16 protein-coding genes and 1 riboswitch are annotated in these 18,325 nt (G+C 70.7%); of the genes, 10 read left to right on the top strand and 6 right to left on the bottom strand.

Annotated elements, in window-relative coordinates:
* Positions 1 to 70 precede the first annotated feature (70 nt).
* The 3 genes from rsgA to IE97_RS0105885 form a co-directional block, all read right to left on the bottom strand.
* Positions 71 to 1,081 (bottom strand): ribosome small subunit-dependent GTPase A, encoded by a 1,011-nt coding sequence (gene rsgA, locus IE97_RS0105895; RefSeq protein WP_030232319.1) that lies wholly within the window; start codon positions 1,079 to 1,081, stop codon positions 71 to 73.
* Between the two features lie 17 nt (positions 1,082 to 1,098).
* Positions 1,099 to 2,415 carry a 3-phosphoshikimate 1-carboxyvinyltransferase gene (aroA, locus tag IE97_RS0105890; protein ID WP_030232315.1) on the bottom strand — a complete coding sequence of 439 codons (1,317 nt, stop codon included), beginning with the start codon at positions 2,413 to 2,415 and terminating at the stop codon, positions 1,099 to 1,101.
* A 107-nt stretch (positions 2,416 to 2,522) separates the two neighbouring features.
* Positions 2,523 to 3,245 (bottom strand): M50 family metallopeptidase, encoded by a 723-nt coding sequence (locus tag IE97_RS0105885; protein WP_030232313.1) that lies wholly within the window; start codon positions 3,243 to 3,245, stop codon positions 2,523 to 2,525.
* A gap of 50 nt (positions 3,246 to 3,295) precedes the next feature.
* On the opposite strand from IE97_RS0105885, the gene IE97_RS0105880 reads away from it, so the two are divergent.
* From IE97_RS0105880 to IE97_RS0105835, 10 genes are all read left to right on the top strand, one after another.
* Positions 3,296 to 4,111 carry an SOS response-associated peptidase gene (locus IE97_RS0105880; protein WP_030232310.1) on the top strand — a complete coding sequence of 272 codons (816 nt, stop codon included), beginning with the start codon at positions 3,296 to 3,298 and terminating at the stop codon, positions 4,109 to 4,111.
* Positions 4,112 to 4,121: 10 nt separating this feature from the next.
* Positions 4,122 to 4,760, top strand: a complete 639-nt coding sequence (locus IE97_RS0105875) for an alpha/beta family hydrolase (protein WP_030232307.1) — start codon at positions 4,122 to 4,124, stop codon at positions 4,758 to 4,760.
* 256 nt (positions 4,761 to 5,016) lie between these two features.
* Positions 5,017 to 5,703, top strand: a complete 687-nt coding sequence (sigR, locus tag IE97_RS0105870) for an RNA polymerase sigma factor SigR (protein WP_030232305.1) — start codon at positions 5,017 to 5,019, stop codon at positions 5,701 to 5,703.
* Complete coding sequence (gene rsrA / locus IE97_RS0105865) at positions 5,700 to 6,011, top strand: mycothiol system anti-sigma-R factor (protein ID WP_030232303.1); 312 nt, start codon at positions 5,700 to 5,702, stop codon at positions 6,009 to 6,011. The genes sigR and rsrA overlap by 4 nt, the downstream gene beginning before the upstream one ends.
* A gap of 154 nt (positions 6,012 to 6,165) precedes the next feature.
* On the top strand, positions 6,166 to 7,530 hold the full coding sequence (locus IE97_RS0105860) for an HD-GYP domain-containing protein (protein WP_030232301.1): 1,365 nt from the start codon (positions 6,166 to 6,168) through the stop codon (positions 7,528 to 7,530).
* Complete coding sequence (locus IE97_RS0105855) at positions 7,527 to 8,774, top strand: HD-GYP domain-containing protein (protein WP_030232300.1); 1,248 nt, start codon at positions 7,527 to 7,529, stop codon at positions 8,772 to 8,774. The genes IE97_RS0105860 and IE97_RS0105855 overlap by 4 nt, the downstream gene beginning before the upstream one ends.
* Positions 8,775 to 8,890: 116 nt before the next feature.
* Complete coding sequence (locus IE97_RS0105850; protein ID WP_030232297.1) at positions 8,891 to 9,871, top strand: tetratricopeptide repeat protein; 981 nt, start codon at positions 8,891 to 8,893, stop codon at positions 9,869 to 9,871.
* A gap of 163 nt (positions 9,872 to 10,034) precedes the next feature.
* Complete coding sequence (def, locus tag IE97_RS0105845; protein WP_030232294.1) at positions 10,035 to 10,685, top strand: peptide deformylase; 651 nt, start codon at positions 10,035 to 10,037, stop codon at positions 10,683 to 10,685.
* Positions 10,686 to 10,978: 293 nt separating this feature from the next.
* Positions 10,979 to 12,064, top strand: coding sequence for an epi-isozizaene synthase (gene cyc1 / locus IE97_RS0105840; RefSeq protein ID WP_030232293.1), 1,086 nt, complete (start codon positions 10,979 to 10,981; stop codon positions 12,062 to 12,064).
* The gene (locus IE97_RS0105835; protein WP_030232291.1) at positions 12,061 to 13,428 is read left to right on the top strand and encodes a cytochrome P450; all 1,368 of its coding nucleotides are present in this window, start codon (positions 12,061 to 12,063) and stop codon (positions 13,426 to 13,428) included. The genes cyc1 and IE97_RS0105835 overlap by 4 nt, the downstream gene beginning before the upstream one ends.
* Positions 13,429 to 13,440: 12 nt before the next feature.
* On the opposite strand, the gene IE97_RS0105830 is transcribed toward IE97_RS0105835, so the two are convergent.
* The 3 genes from IE97_RS0105830 to IE97_RS0105820 all read right to left on the bottom strand — a co-directional run bounded on the left by IE97_RS0105830 (position 13,441) and on the right by IE97_RS0105820 (position 18,010).
* On the bottom strand, positions 13,441 to 14,403 hold the full coding sequence (locus tag IE97_RS0105830) for a GlxA family transcriptional regulator (RefSeq protein WP_030232289.1): 963 nt from the start codon (positions 14,401 to 14,403) through the stop codon (positions 13,441 to 13,443).
* A 248-nt stretch (positions 14,404 to 14,651) separates the two neighbouring features.
* Positions 14,652 to 15,659, bottom strand: coding sequence for a ribonucleotide-diphosphate reductase subunit beta (locus tag IE97_RS0105825; protein ID WP_030232287.1), 1,008 nt, complete (start codon positions 15,657 to 15,659; stop codon positions 14,652 to 14,654).
* The gene (locus tag IE97_RS0105820; protein WP_030232286.1) at positions 15,659 to 18,010 is read right to left on the bottom strand and encodes a ribonucleoside-diphosphate reductase subunit alpha; all 2,352 of its coding nucleotides are present in this window, start codon (positions 18,008 to 18,010) and stop codon (positions 15,659 to 15,661) included. The genes IE97_RS0105825 and IE97_RS0105820 overlap by 1 nt, the downstream gene beginning before the upstream one ends.
* 122 nt (positions 18,011 to 18,132) lie before the next feature.
* Positions 18,133 to 18,303, bottom strand: a riboswitch (cobalamin riboswitch).
* Positions 18,304 to 18,325 lie beyond the last annotated feature (22 nt).

Genomic DNA, 18,325 nt, shown 5'->3' with positions numbered 1-18,325 from the left:
GTCGGTCTTGCGCCCGGCTTGGTGCGATTATGCACTTACCGTCCACGCGCCATGACAAACAACGCGGAGGTCAGTCGCCTTCCTTCCGCTCCCGCGTGGCCAGCAGCCGCCGCAGCGAGAACAGCCGCGCCGGGTCCGCGTGCCCCTCGGCCACCCACGCGTCCAGCGCGCAGTCCGGCTCGTCGTGGCTGCACGCGCGCGGACAGCCCTCGGTGCCCGTCTCCAGGTCGGGGAAGGCGTGGATGACCCGGGACGGGTCCACGTGGTTCAGCCCGAAGGACCGCACACCCGGTGTGTCGATCACCCATCCGTCGCCGCCCGCCAGCGGCAGCGCCAGCGCCGAGGTGGTGGTGTGCCGGCCCCGGCCCGTCACCGCGTTCACATGCCCGGTCGACCGCCGTCGCTCCTCCGGCACCAGCGCGTTGACCAGGGTCGTCTTACCGACACCGGAGTGGCCGACGAACGCGGTGATCTTGCCGTCGAGCTCCTCCCGCACCCGCTCGACGGCGACACCGCTCTGCAGCTCCTCGCGGCTGGTGACGACGTAGGGGATGTCGAGGTCGCCGTAGAGCTCCAGCAGCTTGTCCGGCGGGGCGAGGTCCGACTTGGTCAGCACCAGCAGCGGATCGAGACCACCGTCGTAGGCGGCGACGAGGCAGCGGTCGATCAGCCGGGGGCGGGGCTCCGGATCGGCCAGGGCGGTCACGACGGCGAGCTGGTCGGCGTTGGCGACGACCACGCGCTCGAACGGATCGTCGTCGTCCGCCGTGCGACGCAGCACGGACGTCCGCTCCTCGATGCGCACGATCCTCGCGAGCGTGTCCTTCTTGCCCGAAAGATCACCGACGAGTGCCACCCGGTCGCCGACCACGGCCGCCTTCCGGCCCAGCTCGCGGGCCTTCATCGCCATGACCACACGGTCCTCGACGAGGCAGGTCAGCCGGCCCCGGTCGACGGTGAGGACGAGGCCCTCGGCGGCGTCCTCGTGCTTGGGCCGGATGTTGGTCCGGGGCCGGGTGTTCCGGCGGCCCGGGCGGGTGCGGATGTCGTCCTCGTCGGTGTGCTTGCCGTAGCGGCGCATGACGTGATCCCTGCGTCCTACGCCCCGAGCATCCCGGTCCACAGGTCGGGGAAGTCGGGCAGGGTCTTCGCCGTCGTCGCCACGTTCTCGATCTGCACTCCCTCCACCGCGAGGCCGATGACCGCGCCGGCCGTGGCCATGCGGTGGTCGTCGTAGGTGTGGAAGACCCCGCCGTGCAGACGGCGCGGGCGGATGTGCAGACCGTCGGCGGTCTCGGTGACGTCGCCGCCGAGCTCGTTGATCTCCTTCGTCAGCGCGGCCAGCCGGTCCGTCTCGTGCAGCCGCAGATGGGCCACGCCGCGCAGCGTCGACGGGGAGTCCGCGAGGGCCGCGACCGCCGCGATGCCCGGCGTCAGCTCGCCGACCTCGCTCAGATCGACGTCGATGCCGTGGACCGAGCCGGAGCCGGTGAACACCAGCCCGTACTCGGTCAGTTCGCAGGAGCCACCCATCTCGGTGAAGATCTCGCGCAGCCGGTCACCGGGCTGGGTGGTGTGGGCCGGCCAGTCCGGGATGACGACCTTGCCGCCGGTCACCAGCGCCGCCGCCAGGAACGGCTGGGCGTTGGACAGGTCCGGCTCGATGACCAGGTCCCGGCCGAGCAGGGCGCCCGGAGTGACCCGCCAGACGTTCGGCTCGCCGCCCGACTCGGGCGTGTCCACCTGGGCGCCGACCGCGCGCAGCATGTCGACGGTCATGCGGATGTGCGGCATGGAGGGCAGGGCGGTGCCGGTGTGGCGGACCTCGACGCCCTGGTTGTAGCGGGGGCCGGACAGCAGCAGGGCGCTCACGAACTGCGACGAGGAGGACGCGTCGATCGCGACCGGGCCGCCGTCCAGGGCACCGCTGCCGTGCACGGTCAGCGGCAGCGCGCCGCGGCCGTCGTCGTCGATCCGGGCGCCGAGCTGACGCAGCGCGTCGATGACTCCGGTCAGGGGACGCTCGTAGGAGCGGGGGTCGCCGTCGAACCGGACGGGGCCGTCGGCGAGCGCGGCGACCGGCGGCAGGAACCGCATCACCGTTCCGGCGTTGCCGACGTCGACCGTGGCCGGGCCGCTCAGGCCCGTGGGCAGCACGCGCCAGGCCTCGCCGGTGCCGTCGGGGCCCACGCCCTCCTCGATCTCGACTCCCATCGCGCGCAGCGCGCCGGCCATCAGCAGGGTGTCGCGTGAGCGCAGGGGGCGGCGCAGCCAGCCGGGCTCCGAAGCGAGGGAGGCGAGGACCAGGGCGCGGTTGGTGACCGACTTGGACCCGGGCACGTGGACCGTCGCGTCGACGGCTCCGCTCGCGTGCGGGGCGGGCCAGAGGGCGGTGTCTGCGGTGTTCGGGGCCATGCCTTTACTTTATAAGCAGGCCGTCGTCCGAGTGCGGCGCCGTCGGGGCCGCCGCGCTCACGCGGCGGAGCCGCACGTCGACACGGCCCGGCGCCCTTTCGGGTACGTCACAGGCCCAGCAGCCAGCGTCCTCCGCCGATCAGCGAGCACAGTGACACCGCGTGGAAGAGGAAGAACCACAGCCCCGCCGGTACGTGCGTCAGGCGTGACAACTGGTCCGCGTCCGAGTCCCCCGCCCCGCCACGCGCCCGCTTCGCCTGCAGCTCGAACGCCGGGCGCACTCCGCCCAGCAGCAGGAACCACACCACCACGTACGCGAACGCCGCCTGCACCTGCGGTCCGGCCAGCCAGGAGACCAGGACGAACAGGCCGCCGGTAATGATCATGGTGAGGGCGCCGTAGGCGTTGCGGATCATCACGAGCATGGCCAGGAGCAGGGCCGTGGCCAGCCACAACAGGAGCGTGATGCGGCCCGCGCCGAGCAGGGCCGCGCCGCCGAGACCCAGCAGGGGAGGGGCGGTGTAGCCGGCGGCTGCCGTGAGGATCATGCCGATGCCGTACGGCTTGCCACGGCTGACGGTCAGGCCGCTGGTGTCCGAGTGCAGCCGTATGCCGGTGAGAGTGCGTCCGGTGAGCAGGGCCACGAGCCCGTGGCCGCCCTCGTGGGCGATGGTGATGGCGTTGCGGGAGATGCGCCACAGGCCGTGCGGGATCACCACGGCGAGCGCGGCGGCCAGGGTCGCGATCACCACCCAGAGATCGGGGTCGGGCTGGGTGCCCGAGACCTCGTCCCAGAGGGAGGCGAGCGAAGCGGTTGCGGTGCTGTCCATGTGCGGCGTTGGCTCCCTGTGGTCGGATGGAATCTGGCAGTGTGGCACGTATGTGCGGACGGTATGCGGCCAGTCGTAGGCCAGAGGATCTCGCAGGAATCTTTGAGGTCGAGAAGTGGGAGCCCGAGGAGACCCTCGAGCCCGACTACAACGTGGCGCCCACCAAAGAGGTCTACGCCGTTCTCGACCGTCCTCTGAAGGACGTGGACGACCCGCGCCCGGTTCGGCAGCTGCGCACGCTGAAGTGGGGGCTCGTCCCGTCCTGGTCGAAGACCCCCGAGGGCGGCGCCCGGATGATCAACGCCCGCGCGGAGACCGTCCACGAGAAGCCCTCCTACCGCCGCGCCTTCACCTCCCGGCGCTGCATCCTGCCCGCCGACGGCTACTACGAGTGGGTCACCGGCACGCAGGAGCGCGAGCTGGAGGTCGAAGGCAAGAAGAAGCGGCCCCGCAAGCAGCCCTACTTCGTGACCCCGGCGGACGGGTCGGTCTTCGCGATGGCCGGTCTGTACGAGTTCTGGCGCGACCGGACGCTGCCGGACGACCACCCGCGGGCCTGGTGGGTGACCTGCTCGGTCATCACGACGGAAGCCGAGCGGAGCCCGCTCGCGGTCGCCCCGGCCGACGGGCCCCGGGCGCTGGCCGACATCCATCCCCGGATGCCGCTGATGCTGACGCCCGACCGCTGGGACGCCTGGCTGGACCCCTCCCGCACGGACGCCGACGGCCTGCGCGACCTGCTCGCCCCGCCGCCCGCCGGACTGATGCGCGCCTACCCCGTCACCACGGCCGTGAGCAACGTCCGCAACAACGGGCCGGAGCTGCTGAAGGAGCTGGAGGGCCCCGAAGAGGGCACACTCTTCTGACGTGACGAACGTGACCCCCACGACGATCGAAACGGTCGAGACCGACGCCGGCCCCGCCCGCATCACCTGGCACGAGGCGAAGAAGGCCCGGCTCGTCCTCGCCGTCAGCCACGGCGCCGGAGGCGGCATCGAGGCCCGTGACCTGACCGCCCTGGCCGCCGCCCTGCCCGCCCACGGCGTCACCGTGGCCCGCGTCGAGCAGCCCTGGCGGGTGGCCGGGAAGAAGCTCGCCCCCGCTCCGAGGACGCTGGACACCGGCTGGAGGGGCATCTGGCCCGCGCTGGCCGGGCCGGGACTGCCGGTGATCTCCGGCGGGCGCAGCGCCGGCGCCCGGGTCGCCTGCCGTACGGCAGGCGAGCTCGGCGCCCACGCCGTCCTCGCCCTCAGCTTCCCGCTCCATCCGCCCGGGAAGCCGGAGAAGTCCCGGGCCGCGGAACTGCTGGGTTCCGGCGTGCCCACCCTGGTCGTCCAGGGTGGAAACGACCCGTTCGGGAAGCCGGAGGAGTTTCCCGAGGGGCCGTACGAACTCGTGGAGGTTCCGCACGGGGATCACGGGTTCGCCGTGCCCAAGCGCGCGGAGATCTCCCAGGAGGAGGCCGTGGCGGTCATCACGGACGCGGTCGTCGAGTGGACCGGGTCACTCGGGTAAAGCTTCGGGAATGCCGGGGCGGTGGTCGCTGTTGTGCGGGACGTACGTGCTGGAGACCAGCACCGACGTCGTAGGAGAGGGAGTCCGCCGCATGGGTTCGATCTACTGCCCGAGCCGCAGCAGCCGTGCCGACCTGGACTGGACGGTGCTGCACGCGGCCAAGACCGCCCCTATTCGGGCGGCGGGCGGACCGGATCGTCGTCTATCCTCCGATTCGGGTGAGACCGGCCTCGGTCTCACGAGAACACTCGAGGAGGTGGGTCCGGTCACTGGGACCGACGCAGGGACCGAAAACGGCCAGGCGGAGCAGCCCGAGGGCCAGGGCGGCACGGGCGCGGAGACGGCCGCGGAGCGCAGTGCGCGCTTCGAGCGGGACGCGCTCGAGTTCCTCGACCAGATGTACTCGGCCGCGCTGCGCATGACGCGCAACCCGGCCGACGCCGAGGACCTGGTGCAGGAGACGTACGCCAAGGCGTACGCGTCCTTCCACCAGTTCCGCGAGGGCACCAACCTCAAGGCGTGGCTGTACCGGATCCTCACCAACACCTTCATCAACTCGTACCGCAAGAAGCAGCGTGAGCCTCAGCGCAGCGCGGCCGAGGAGATCGAGGACTGGCAGCTCGCCCGTGCCGAGTCGCACATGTCGACGGGTCTGCGCTCCGCCGAGTCGCAGGCGCTCGACCACCTGCCCGACTCGGACGTGAAGCAAGCGCTCCAGGCGATCCCCGAGGAGTTCCGCATCGCCGTCTATCTGGCGGATGTGGAGGGCTTTGCCTACAAGGAGATCGCCGACATCATGGGGACACCCATCGGTACGGTGATGTCCCGGCTGCACCGGGGCCGCCGTCAGTTGCGCGGCATGCTGGAGGACTACGCCCGTGAGCGCGGGATGGTCCCGGCCGGCGCCGGAGAGTCGAACGAAGCGAAAGGCTCGGGGTCATGAGCTGCGGAGAGCCGCACGAGACGGATTGCAGCGAAATCCTCGATCATCTCTACGAGTTCCTCGACCGTGAGATGCCGGACTCGGACTGCGTGAAGTTCGAGCACCACTTCGAGGAATGCTCGCCCTGTCTTGAGAAGTACGGGCTCGAGCAGGCCGTGAAGAAGCTGGTCAAGCGCTGCTGCGGGCATGACGACGTGCCCGGCGACCTGCGGGCCAAGGTCATGGGGCGGATCGAGCTGATCCGCTCCGGCCAGGCCGTCCCCGACAAGGACGTCACGGCCTCGCCCGCCACGCCGCAGGAGTCCTGACACTCCTGCGCCTTTCAACTACCCCACTCCCGAGGGGGGTAGTCATCCTCGAACGCGTCACTCGTACGTGCTAATCCGCGGGTCATCGACCCGCGGAGCCCCCCACCGCCGCCCTAGGCTCCGGGCCTGACGGACATGGCCGGGGGAGGGGCTCATGGAAGCGGTACCGGCGCGGGCACGTGTGTACATCGCCTGTGTCGCCGCAGCCGCCCTCATCTGCCTGCTGCCGCAGCCGGGCGCCCGCACGCCCTGGTGGGCGGTGGCACTGCTCGCCGCGCTGTACGCCGGCTGTGAGCGTGTCGCCCGGTCCCGGTTCGTCGGCATCTCCCATCCGGCCGGGACCTTCTACCCGGTGCTGCTGGCCGGTGCCTTCCTGCTGCCCGCGCCCGCCGCCGCCCTGGTGGCGGTGCCCGGCGCCCTGCTCTCGCACGTGGAGCGGCGGCCCGTGGTGCTCCGGCGGATCTGGCGGGCCGCCCAGCTCGCCCTCGGCGTGTGGGCGGCGGCCCGCGTGCACCAGGTGCTCGGCGGACGGGACGCCGTCGTCGCGGGCGACTGCCCCTGGGCGCTCGGACCCGCCGGTGCGGCCGTGCTGGCGTTCTGCCTGGTGCTCGCGCTGCTCGACGGCGGGAGACTGGCCGTCGGCCTGGGGGCGCCGACCACGCCCTTGAGGCAGTGGGGCAAGGCGCCGGTGCGGCGGGCCTGGCGCGGCCTGGTGGCCCGCTCGCTCGCGCCGATCGCCGTGCACGGGCTCGCCGGGCTCATGATGGCCGTCCTGTGGCGCAGCCCGTACGGGCCGGTGGCCGCACTGCTCGTGCTGCTGCCGATGTGCGTCTCGTGGTGGGCCTTCGCGCAGTACCACCGGGAACGGGCCGCCCACCAGGCGACCATCCGAGCACTGGTCCAGGCCGTGGACATCAAGGACGGCTACACCCGCGGGCACAGTGAGCGCGTCGGGCAGGCGTCCATGATGATCGCGCGCGAGCTGGGCATGGACGACGAGCGCGTCGAGGTGCTCCGTTTCGCGGGGATCCTGCACGACGTGGGCAAGCTCGGTGTGCCCACCCGGCTGCTCCGGAAGGACGGGCCGCTGACGCCCGAGGAGCGGCGGGTGATCGAGCTGCACCCCGAGTACGGGCACGAGATGGTGCGCGGCATCGGCTTCCTCGGCGAGGCCCGTGCCGCCGTGCTGCACCACCACGAGCGGCTGGACGGCAGCGGGTACCCGTACGGACTGGTGGGCCGTCAGATCCCCGAGCCGGCGAGGGTGGTGGCGGTCGCGGACGCCTTCGACGCGATGACCTCCACCCGGAGCTACAGCAGGGCCCGTCCCGTCGAGGTTGCCCTGGCGGAGCTGGAGCGGTGCGCCGGCAGCCAGTTCGACCCGGTGATGGTCGCGGCCCTCGTGGAGGCCGTGGGACGGGTGGGGTGGCGCCCCGCCGTCACCGCGGACGACGCCCGCACACCCAGTGGTCCCCCGCCCGGCGCCCCCGTCGCCAGCCGGCCGGGAGCACACCGATGAGCGCGTACCGGCCGCCCCCGCTGTTCACCCTCGTCCACGCCTGCGCCGCCCTCCTCGCCACCGGCTCCCTCGCCGTCACCCTCCACAACGGGCTCGAGGAACGCCGCGTCGCCCTGGCCTTCGGCCTGCTCGTCGCCGTCGGGGAACTCACCCGGCACAACGGGGCGCGGGTCAGGGAACCGGCACCGCTGGGGGCCGCCGCGGCCCTCTCGTACGCGCTGCTCGGCGAGGCGGGCGGCCGGCCCACGCACCACGGCCTCGCCCAGGCCGTCGCCGTCGTACTGGCCGCCTCGCTGCTCGGCAGCGTGCCGCACGTCGCGCGCGGGCAGGGACCCACGCTCGACCACCTGGCGCGACGGGTACTCACCGTCGGGTTCGTCGCCGTGTGCTTCCAGCCCCCGTACAGCCGGGGCATGTTCGACGACTGGGGCGGCCCCGCCTACGCGCTGCTGCTGCTCGCACTGCTGTCCCTGACCACGCTGTGCGACGCGGTACTCGCCGCCGCACTGGCCCACTCCCGCACCGGCCGGCCCTTCGGGCCCGCGCTGCGGGACGAGCTGCGTGCCGTGTTCGGCATCGGGGCCGCCGTCATCGCGACGGGCGCCGTGATGGCGCTGGCGGTCGCCGTCGTAGGCCTGTGGGCGCTGCCCGTCTTCTCCGTGCCCCTGCTGCTCGCCCAGATGTCCTTCCGGCGGTACGCCGCCGTCCGGGCGACCTACCGGCAGACCATCGCCTCCCTCGCCCGGGCCACCGAGGTCGCCGGCTACACCCCCGCCGGGCACGCCCACCGCGTCGCCGCACTCAGCCAGGCCGTGGGGCGTGACATGGGCCTCACCGAGCCCGAGCTGACCGTGCTGGAGTACGCCGCGCTCATGCACGACATCGGCCAGCTGAGCCTCGTCGACCCGGTCCCGGCCGGCGCCACCGCCGGCCTGCCCGACGCGGAACAGCGGCGGATCGCGCTGCTCGGCGGGGCCGTCGTGCGGCACACGGGCGTCGACGAGGCGGTCGCCGTGGTCGTGGAGCGGCAGGCCGATCCCTCCGCGGAGCAGCCGCTCGCCGCCCGTATCGTCCGGGCCGTGAACGCGTACGAGGAGAAGTCCCGGGAAGGAGGTCCCGGCGGGCCGCTGACGGCGCTGGAGGAACTCCGGCTCGCCACCGCAGGGGAGTACGCCCCGGAGGTGGTGGAATCACTGGCCCGGGTACTGGCAAGGAGCAGTCTGACCCTGCCCATGACTGGGTAACCCATGGGTAATGAGCGCCCTCGAGGCCGCACGTGGTTGGATGCGAGGAGAAGGTGTCAGGGGGCTCGAAACACAGCTACGGCCAGCCCACCGCACGGAACTGGCAGGCGGGAATCGTGAGGATCTTCGGCAAGGGACGGAACCGGCCCTCCGCCTCCTGGCGGCAGGCCACGGACCGGGCGTTCACCCTCATCGGCGATGGCCGGTACGAGGACGCCGGCGCGCTGCTGACACGTGCCGCCGATCTGGAGCCCTGGCTCTCCGAGTCCTGGTTCAACCTGGCGCTGCTGCACAAGTTCCGGCACGACTGGGAGCAGGCGCGGGCGGCGGGTCTCAGGGCCGTGGCGCTGCTCGACCGGGACACCGGTGCGCCCGACTGGTGGAACGTCGGCATCGCGGCGACCGCGCTCCAGGACTGGCCGCTGGCCCGGCGGGCCTGGCAGGCCTACGGGCTGCGGGTGCCGGGGGCGGCGAACGACTCCGGCGAGCCGGTCGGCATGGACCTCGGCAGCGCCGCGGTACGGCTCTCCCCGGAGGGGGAGGCGGAGGTCGTGTGGGGACGACGGCTCGACCCCGCGCGGATCGAGGTGCTGTCCATCCCGCTGCCGTCGTCGGGGCGGCGCTGGGGTGAGGTCGTCCTGCACGACGGCGTGCCGCACGGGGAGCGGACCACGGCCGCCGGCCACACGTACCCGGTGTTCGACGAGATCGAACTGTGGGCGCCCTCGCCGGTGCCGACCTGGGTCGTCCTGCTGGAGGCGGCGACCGAGTCGGACCGGGACGCCCTGGAGCAGCTCGCGGCGGACGCCGGGTTCGCCGCGGAGGACTGGTCCTCCTCCGTGCGGTTGCTGTGCAGGATGTGTTCCGAGTCCCGGATGCCGTCGGACGAGGGTGACGGAGACCACCTCGACCCGCATGACCACAGTGAGCCGGGGCATCCCGGGCCGCTGGGGCATCGGACGGACGGGCAGCTGTGGGTGCCGGAGCGGGAGTGCGGGCTGGCTGCGCCGGCTTCGCTGGTTCGGGGGTTGTTGGACGGGTGGGTTGCGGATAGTCCGGATTCTCGGGATTGGCGGGATTTGGAAGAGGTCTGTTAGCGCCGTCGTCGGCTGCGGGTGTGTCGTGGCTGGTCGCGCCCACGCGGCGGAGCCGCGCATCGGGACAGCCCCGCGCCCCCAAGCAAAAGAATGGCGTGCTACACCGGCGTACCCTGTATCAGCATCTCAGCCCGGTCAGTTTCAGGAAGGCGTACGTAACGTCATGGCTCAGCAGGACACCGATCAGCAGGGCGCGGGCGTGCTCCCCGTCGATGACGAGGGGTACGTGATCGACACGGAGGACTGCGAGGAGCGCGAGGCGGCCTGGCGGGAGCGGGGGACCTCGCGGCCGATCACGGTGGTCGGGAACCCGGTGCTGCACAAGGAGTGCAAGGACGTCACCGACTTCGGCGACGACTTCCAGCAGCTCGTCGCGGACATGTTCGCCAGCCAGCGCACCGCCGAGGGCGTGGGACTGGCCGCCAACCAGATCGGTGTCGACGCGAAGGTCTTCGTCTACGACTGCCCGGACGACGAGGGCGTCCGGCACACCGGCGTGGTCTGCAACCCCAAGCTCGTCGAACTGCCCGCCGAGAAGCGCCGGCTGGACGACAGCAACGAGGGCTGTCTGTCGGTGCCCACCGCGTACGCGCCGCTCGCCCGGCCCGACTACGCCGAGGTGACCGGGCAGGACGAGAAGGGCAACCCGATCAAGGTGCGCGGCACCGGATACTTCGCTCGGTGTTTGCAGCACGAGACCGACCACCTCTACGGCTACCTGTACATCGACCGGCTGTCCAAGCGGGAACGCAAGGACGCGCTGCGTCAGATGGCCGAGAACGAGCCCCGCTATCCCGTGGTGGCCAACGACTGAGACCTCAGCCTCACCAGGCGTACGGCGCTTGCCCGGGTTTCCCAGCCCGGACAGGCGCCGTTCGTCTGTTCCGTTCGCCTGTCCGTCGCACGTTCGATCGCTTCTGCTCTCCTGGCGATCCGGTGCCCGCCGCACAACGCGACGATCCGGCGCTGTGGGGTAGTGAATGGAGCAAATACGTTCCCAGAGCGGTCAGTTGTGGTGCTGAATGGGATGAGCGGGGTATGCAACGGCGCACGCCCGGCACGAAGGGAGGGCGCTCGCGCCAACTGGCGGCTGAGAGGGGTTAGTTCGTGCATGCTTTGTCACACGGCACCACATCGACACCGACCACGATCGCAGTTCCACCGTCGCTCTCCCTACCCGTGATCGAGGCGGGGTTTCCACGGCAACTCCACGCGTATTGGCCGAAGTGCCAGGAGAAGACCCGGGCCTGGCTGCTCGAAAAGCGGCTCATGCCCGCGGACAAGGTGGAGGAATATGCCGATGGTCTTTGCTACACCGACCTCATGGCCGGGTACTACACAAGTGCCTCCGACGAGGTCCTCCAGGCGATCGCGGACTACAGCGCCTGGTTCTTCGTCTGGGACGACCGGCACGACCGCGACATCGTGCACGGGCGTCCGGCCGCCTGGCGGCGGCTCCGGGACCGGCTGCACGCGGCGCTCGACTCTCCGGGAGCGCATCTGCACCACGAGGACCCAGTGGTCGCCGGGTTCGCGGACAGCGTGCTGCGGCTGTACGCGTTCCTGCCCCAGACATGGAACCTCCGGTTCGCCCGGCACTTCCACGCGGTGATCGACGCGTACGACCGGGAGTTCCACAACCGCACCCATGGCATCGTGCCCACGGTCGAGGAATATCTCCGGTTACGCCGGCTCACCTTCGCCCACTGGATCTGGACGGACCTGCTGGAACCGGCCGCGGGCCGCGAACTCCCGGACCCTGTGCGGAAACACCCGGCATATCGGCGGGCGGCGCTGCTGAGCCAGGAGTTCGCCGCCTGGTACAACGACCTCTGCTCACTGCCGAAGGAAATAGCGGGCGACGAGGTGCACAATCTCGGAATCAGTCTCATCCTCCATGAGGGGCTCACTCTGGAACAGGCGGTCGTGGACGTCAGGAGCCGCGTCGAGAAATGCATATCGGATTTCCTCGACGTGGAACAGGAAGCGTTACGGTTCGCCGACGACCTCGCCGACGGCACTGTGCGGGGAAAGGAACTGAGCGCCGCCGTGCGGGCCTGCCTGGGCAATATGCGGAACTGGTTCAGTTCCGTCTACTGGTTCCATCACGAGTCCGGCCGGTACCGGGTCGACAGCTGGGACGACCGCTCCACACCCCCGTACGTCAACAACGAAGCGGCAGGTGAGAAATGACCGTCGAGTCCGTCACACCCGAAGCCCTGACCCCGGAGCTGCGCGAACCGCCCAGGGCGGGCGGCGGGGTCCCCTTCCTCGGGCACGGCTGGACGCTGGTGCGCGACCCGCTGTCCTTCATGTCCCGGCTGCGCGACCACGGCGACGTCGTCCGCCTGAAGCTCGGGCCGAAGACGGTGTACGCGGTCACCACCCCGGCGCTCACCGGCGCGCTCGCGCTGAGCAACGACTACATCATCGCCGGGCCGCTGTGGGAGTCCCTGGAGGGCCTGCTCGGCAAGGAGGGCGTGGCCACGGCCAACGGGCCGCTCCACCGGCGCCAGCGGCGCACCGTCCAGCCCGCCTTCCGGCTCGACGCCATCCCCGCCTACGGGCCGATCATGGAGGAGGAGGCGCATGCGCTGACCGAGCGCTGGAAGCCGGGGGAGACCATCGACTGCACCTCCGAGTCGTTCCGGGTGGCCGTGCGCATCGCGGCCCGCTGCCTGCTGCGCGGCAACTACATGGACGAGCGGGCGGAGCGGCTGTGCGTCGCGCTCGCCACCGTCTTCCGCGGGATGTACCGGCGAATGGTGGTGCCGCTCGGACCCCTCTACAGGCTGCCGCTGCCTGCCAACCGCGCATTCAACCGGGCATTGGCCGATTTGCATCTCCTGGTCGACGAGATCGTCGCCGAGCGCCGCGCATCCGGTCAAAAGCCGGACGATTTGCTGACGGCATTGCTGGAGGCGAAGGACGACAATGGCGACCCCATCGGGGAACAGGAGATCCACGATCAGGTCGTCGCGATCCTCACCCCCGGCAGCGAAACCGTCGCATCCACGATCATGTGGCTCCTGCACATGCTCGCGGAACATCCGGAACACGCGGACAAGGTGCGCGACGAAGTGCAAGCCGTCACCGGTGGGAGGCCGGTGGCATTCCAGGACGTCCGGAACCTCAGGCACACCAACAATGTCGTCGTCGAGGCCATGCGTTTGCACCCGGCCGTCTGGATTCTGACGCGGCGGGCGGTGCGGGACACGGAACTCGGTGGATACCGGATTCCGGCCGGTGCGGACCTCGTCTACAGCCCGTACGCGATTCAGCGCGATGCGAAGTCGTACGAGCGGAACCTGGAGTTCGACCCCGACCGCTGGCTCCCGGACCGGGTCAAGGACATTCCGAAGCACGCCATGAGCCCGTTCAGTACGGGCAACCGCAAGTGCCCGAGCGACCACTTCTCGATGGCGCAGCTGACGCTGATCACGGCGGCGCTGGCCACCAGGTACCGCTTCGAGCAGGTGGCCGGTTCGAACAGCGGCACCCGCGTCGGCATCACGCTCCGGCCGCACGACCTGCGGCTGCGGCCGGTGCCGAGGTGACGGCCCGGTGACTCAGGCCGCTTCGGGGCCCTTGAACGTCCGCCGGTAGGCGTTCGGCGTCGTTCCCAGCGACCGGACGAAGTGGTGGCGCAGCGTGGCCGCGTTGCCGAATCCCGTCCGGCCGGCGATCGCGTCCATCGTCTCGTCCGTCGCCTCCAGCAACCGCTGGGCCAGCAGGACGCGCTGGCGCAGGATCCAGCGGTAGGGAGTCGTCCCCGTCTCCTGCTGGAAGCGGCGGGCGAAGGTGCGCGGGGACATGTGGGCGTGGGCGGCGAGCTGCTCGACGGTGACCTCCTCGTCGAGATGGCGCTCCATCCACGCCAGCACCTCGCCGATCGTGTCGCCCTGGGGCTGGGGGAGCGGGCGCTCGATGTACTGGGCCTGGCCGCCGTCGCGGTGCGGTGGCACCACCATCCGCCGGGCGATCTTGTTGGCGACCTCCGTGCCCTGCTCCTTGCGCACCAGGTGGAGGCAGGCGTCGATACCGGCGGCCGTGCCGGCGGAGGTGATCACCGGGTCCTCGTCGACGTAGAGCACGTCCGGCTCGACGACCACGCGCGGGTACTGCCGGGCGAGGTCCTTCGCGTGCTTCCAGTGGGTGGCGCAGCGTCGGCCGTCCAGCAGCCCGGCCGCGGCCAGCACGAAGACGCCGGAGCAGACGCTCAGCACCCGGGCGCCGCGGTCGACCGCGCGACGCAGGGCGTCCAGCAGTTCCGGCGGGAAGTCCCGGGACGCGTAGCCGTGCCCGGCCGGCACGGCGATCAGGTCGGCCGTCTCCAGCCGCTCCAGGCCGTGCTCGGCCTGGAGCGAGAAGCCCGAGTTCATGCGCAGCAGCGGGCCCTCGGCCGAGGCGACGGCGAAGTCGTAGACCGGCAGGCCCTCGTCGCTTCGGTCGGTGCCGAAGACCTCGCACACCACACCCAGTTCGAAGGGGTTCACGCCGTCGAGGAGGGCGACGGCCACGTTCTGCAGCATGCCCCCAGTGTGCCTCGCCGGTGGCAGTAATTCGAGGGTCTACGGCAGTACTGCCACTGACGGTAAGGAGTCATCGGCGCGACAGTGGTGTCCATGGACACGAACCAGACACAGACACTCATCGCAATGATCTTCGCACTCGGGGTGCTGGTCCTCCTGGTCCTCCCGTCACTGATCGGCATCGCGCACGACAGGCGCGTCGACCGTCAGATCCGGGAGGCCCAGGAGGCCCGTGAAGGCGAGCCGGCTCAGAAGTCCTCGTCCAGGTCGACGGTGCCCTCCACCGCCACCTGGTACGCGGAGGGCCGCCGCTCGAAGAAGTTGGTCAGCTCCTGAACCCCCTGGAGCTCCATGAAGGAGAAGGGGTTCTCGGAACCGTACACCGGAGCGAAGCCGAGCCGGGTGAGCCGCTGGTCGGCGACGCACTCCAGGTACTGCCGCATCGACTCGGTGTTCATGCCCGGGAGGCCGTCACCGCACAGGTCGCGCGCGAACTGCAGCTCGGCCTCGACGGCCTCCCGCAGCATGTCCGTCACCTGCTGCTGGAGCTGGTCGTCGAAGAGCTCCGGCTCCTCCTTGCGGACGGTGTCGACCACGTCGAAGGCGAAGGACATGTGCATCGTCTCGTCGCGGAACACCCAGTTGGTGCCGGTGGCGAGGCCGTGCAGCAGGCCCCGGCTGCGGAACCAGTAGACGTAGGCGAAGGCACCGTAGAAGAACAGGCCCTCGATGCACGCGGCGAAGCAGATCAGGTTGAGCAGGAAGCGGCGGCGGTCCGCCTGCGTCCGAAGCCGGTCGAGCTTCTCCACCGAGTCCATCCACTTGAAGCAGAACGAGGCCTTCTCACGGATGGACGGGATGTTCTCCACGGCCGCGAAGGCCGCCGCCCGGTCCTCCGGGTCGGGGAGATAGGTGTCGAGCAGCGTCAGATAGAACTGGACGTGCACGGCCTCCTCGAAGAGCTGACGCGACAGATACAGGCGCGCCTCCGGGGAGTTGATGTGCTTGTACAGCGTCAGCACCAGGTTGTTCGCGACGATCGAGTCGCCCGTCGCGAAGAAGGCGACCAGGCGGCCGATGAGGTGCTGCTCCTCGGGGGAGAGCTTGGCCAGGTCGGCGACGTCCGAGTGGAGGTCGACCTCCTCCACGGTCCAGGTGTTCTTGATGGCGTCCCGGTAGCGCTCGTAGAAGTCGGGGTAGCGCATCGGGCGCAAGGTGAGCTCGAAGCCGGGGTCGAGAAGGTTCTGGGTGGTCATTACTGGCAGGCCTCGCAGGACTCGGGGTTTTCCAGGGAGCAGGCGACCGCGTCGGGGTCCGGGGTGGCCTGCACGGGGACAGTGGCCTGTGCGGCGCGGGCGATGCGGGTCGCCGGGCGCGAACGCAGGTAGTACGTCGTCTTGAGCCCGGACTTCCAGGCGTAGGCGTACATCGAGGAGAGCTTTCCGATGGTCGGCGTCTCCAGGAAGAGGTTCAGGGACTGCGACTGGTCAAGGAACGGGGTCCTGGCCGCCGCCATGTCGATCAGGCCGCGCTGCGGGATCTCCCACGCCGTGCGGTAGAGGGCGCGGACGTCCTCGGGGATCCAGGCGAAGTCCTGCACCGAGCCGTTGGCCTCGCGCAGGGCCTCGCGGCTGCGGGCGTCCCACACGCCGAGTCGCTTCAGCTCGTCCACCAGGTAGGAGTTGACCTGGAGGAACTCTCCGGACAGCGTCTCGCGCTTGAACAGGTTGGACACCTGCGGCTCGATGCACTCGTACACGCCCGCGATGGAGGCGATCGTCGCCGTGGGGGCGATGGCGAGGAGCAGGGAGTTGCGCAGGCCGGTCGTGGCGATGCGCTCCCGCAGGGCCGCCCAGCGCTCCGGCCAGGTCAGCTCCACGTTGTAATGGTCGGGGTGCAGCACGCCCTTGGCCGTACGGGTCTTCTCCCAGGCCGGCAGCGGGCCGTTGCGCTCGGCGAGGTCGGCGGACGCCTCGTACGCCGCGAGCATGATCCGCTCGGCGATACGGGTGGAGAGTGCCCTGGCCTCCGGCGAGTCGAAGGGCAGCCGCAGCTTGAAGAAGACGTCCTGGAGGCCCATGGCCCCGAGGCCGACGGGACGCCAGCGGGCGTTGGAGCGGCCCGCCTGCTCGGTCGGGTAGAAGTTGATGTCCACGACCCGGTCGAGGAACGTCACGGCCGTCCGGACGGTCTCGTCCAGCCGCTCCCAGTCGATACCGCCCTCTTTCACGAACGCGCCGAGGTTGACCGACCCCAGGTTGCAGACCGCCGTCTCCCCGTCGCTGGTGACCTCCAGGATCTCCGTGCAGAGGTTGGAGGAGTGCACGACATGGCCCGGCTCGGCCGTCTGGTTGGCGGTGCGGTTGGCGGCGTCCTTGAAGGTCATCCAGCCGTTGCCGGTCTGGGCGAGGGTGCGCATCATGCGGCCGTACAGCTCGCGGGCGGGCAGGGTCTTCTTCGCCAGACCCTTCGCCTCGGCGGCCCGGTAGGCGGCGTCGAACTCCTCGCCCCAGAGGTCGACCAGTTCGGGCACGTCCGAGGGCGAGAAGAGGGACCACTGCGCGTCGGCGTTCACGCGGCGCATGAACTCGTCCGGGATCCAGTGCGCGAGGTTCAGGTTGTGCGTACGGCGGGCGTCCTCGCCGGTGTTGTCGCGCAGCTCCAGGAACTCCTCGATGTCGGAGTGCCAGGTCTCCAGATAGACCGCGGCGGCGCCCTTGCGGCGGCCGCCCTGGTTCACGGCGGCGACCGAGGCGTCGAGGGTCTTCAGGAACGGGACGATGCCGTTGGAGTGGCCGTTCGTGCCGCGGATCAGCGAACCCCGGGCGCGGATGCGGGAGTAGGCGATACCGATGCCGCCGGCGTGCTTCGACAGCCGTGCCACCTGGTGGTAGCGGTCGTAGATGGAGTCCAGCTCGTCCTGGGGGGAGTCGAGGAGGTAGCAGGACGACATCTGGGGATGACGCGTGCCCGAGTTGAAGAGGGTGGGGGAGGACGGGAGGTAGTCGAGGCGGCTCATGAGGCCGTACAGCGCGGCGACTTCGTCCACCGCACGCGTGGTGTCGTCCTCGGCGAGGCCGCTCGCCACGCGCAGCATGAAGTGCTGGGGCGTCTCGATCACCTTGCGGGTGATCGGGTGCCGGAGCAGGTAGCGGCTGTGCAGCGTGCGCAGGCCGAAGTAGCCGAAGCGGTCGTCGGCGGCCGTGTCGATCAGGGCGTCGAGCCGGGCGGCGTGGAGCCGCACGAACTCGGCGGTACGGTCGGCGATGAGCCCCTCCCGGTGCCCGACCGCGACGGACTCGGTGAAACACGTGACGCCCTGGGAGGCGGCCTCCTCGCGGATGCCGATGGTCAGCAGCCGGGCGGCCAGCCGGGAGTACGCGGGGTCCTCGGAGATCAGACCGGCCGCGGCCTCCGTCGCCAGGTCGCGCAACTCCGCCTCGTCGGCTCGCGCGGACCGGCCGCGCAGCGCGGCGGCGGCGACCCGGCCGGGGTCGGCGTCGGGGAGGTCGGCGGTCAGCTCGGTCAGGGTCCGCAACAGCGCGGCACCGGGACCGTCGTGCTCTGTTTCGGCGGCTGAGACCGGATCGGCTGGCGCGATGGTCACGTGGGGCTCTCCCTCGCTCGGCACGGGGGCCTCGCGCAGGGCAGGGGGCGGCACACGAGCGCACGCGGCGTCGCGTCCACCGGCCCACTCCACGAGGCCCGGACGGCAGGCACACCGGCCGGGTGGCCGGGTGCGCTGTCGGCAGGTCCTCGGACTGACTCCTGCGCACGACGGTTCCAGGAACAGACATGCACAAGTACACCGTTGCGGGACAGTTCCGGATTCGCACCGGATTCCCCTGCGGCGACAGCGAGCATGAGCATACATCTTGTGCCGTGTGCCGGTGACACCCCCAGATGTTGTGTCGCGCTGGTG

The sequence above is a fragment of the Streptomyces sp. NRRL S-455 genome (assembly GCF_000717875.1).
Classification (GTDB): domain Bacteria; phylum Actinomycetota; class Actinomycetes; order Streptomycetales; family Streptomycetaceae; genus Streptomyces.
This window is presented reverse-complemented; position numbering and strand designations above follow the sequence as displayed.

Excerpts from the sequence above, each read along its gene's own strand:
- aroA (WP_030232315.1), bottom strand. The coding sequence starts at position 2,415 with ATGGCCCCGAACACCGCAGACACCGCCCTCTGGCCCGCCCCGCACGCG.
- IE97_RS0105825 (WP_030232287.1), bottom strand. The coding sequence starts at position 15,659 with ATGACCACCCAGAACCTTCTCGACCCCGGCTTCGAGCTCACCTTGCGC.
- IE97_RS0105860 (WP_030232301.1), top strand. The coding sequence starts at position 6,166 with ATGGAAGCGGTACCGGCGCGGGCACGTGTGTACATCGCCTGTGTCGCC.
- def (WP_030232294.1), top strand. The coding sequence starts at position 10,035 with ATGGCTCAGCAGGACACCGATCAGCAGGGCGCGGGCGTGCTCCCCGTC.
- rsgA (WP_030232319.1), bottom strand. The coding sequence starts at position 1,081 with ATGCGCCGCTACGGCAAGCACACCGACGAGGACGACATCCGCACCCGC.
- IE97_RS0105885 (WP_030232313.1), bottom strand. The coding sequence starts at position 3,245 with ATGGACAGCACCGCAACCGCTTCGCTCGCCTCCCTCTGGGACGAGGTC.
- IE97_RS0105830 (WP_030232289.1), bottom strand. The coding sequence starts at position 14,403 with ATGCTGCAGAACGTGGCCGTCGCCCTCCTCGACGGCGTGAACCCCTTC.
- IE97_RS0105880 (WP_030232310.1), top strand. The coding sequence starts at position 3,296 with ATGTGCGGACGGTATGCGGCCAGTCGTAGGCCAGAGGATCTCGCAGGA.
- IE97_RS0105835 (WP_030232291.1), top strand. The coding sequence starts at position 12,061 with ATGACCGTCGAGTCCGTCACACCCGAAGCCCTGACCCCGGAGCTGCGC.
- IE97_RS0105855 (WP_030232300.1), top strand. The coding sequence starts at position 7,527 with ATGAGCGCGTACCGGCCGCCCCCGCTGTTCACCCTCGTCCACGCCTGC.
- rsrA (WP_030232303.1), top strand. The coding sequence starts at position 5,700 with ATGAGCTGCGGAGAGCCGCACGAGACGGATTGCAGCGAAATCCTCGAT.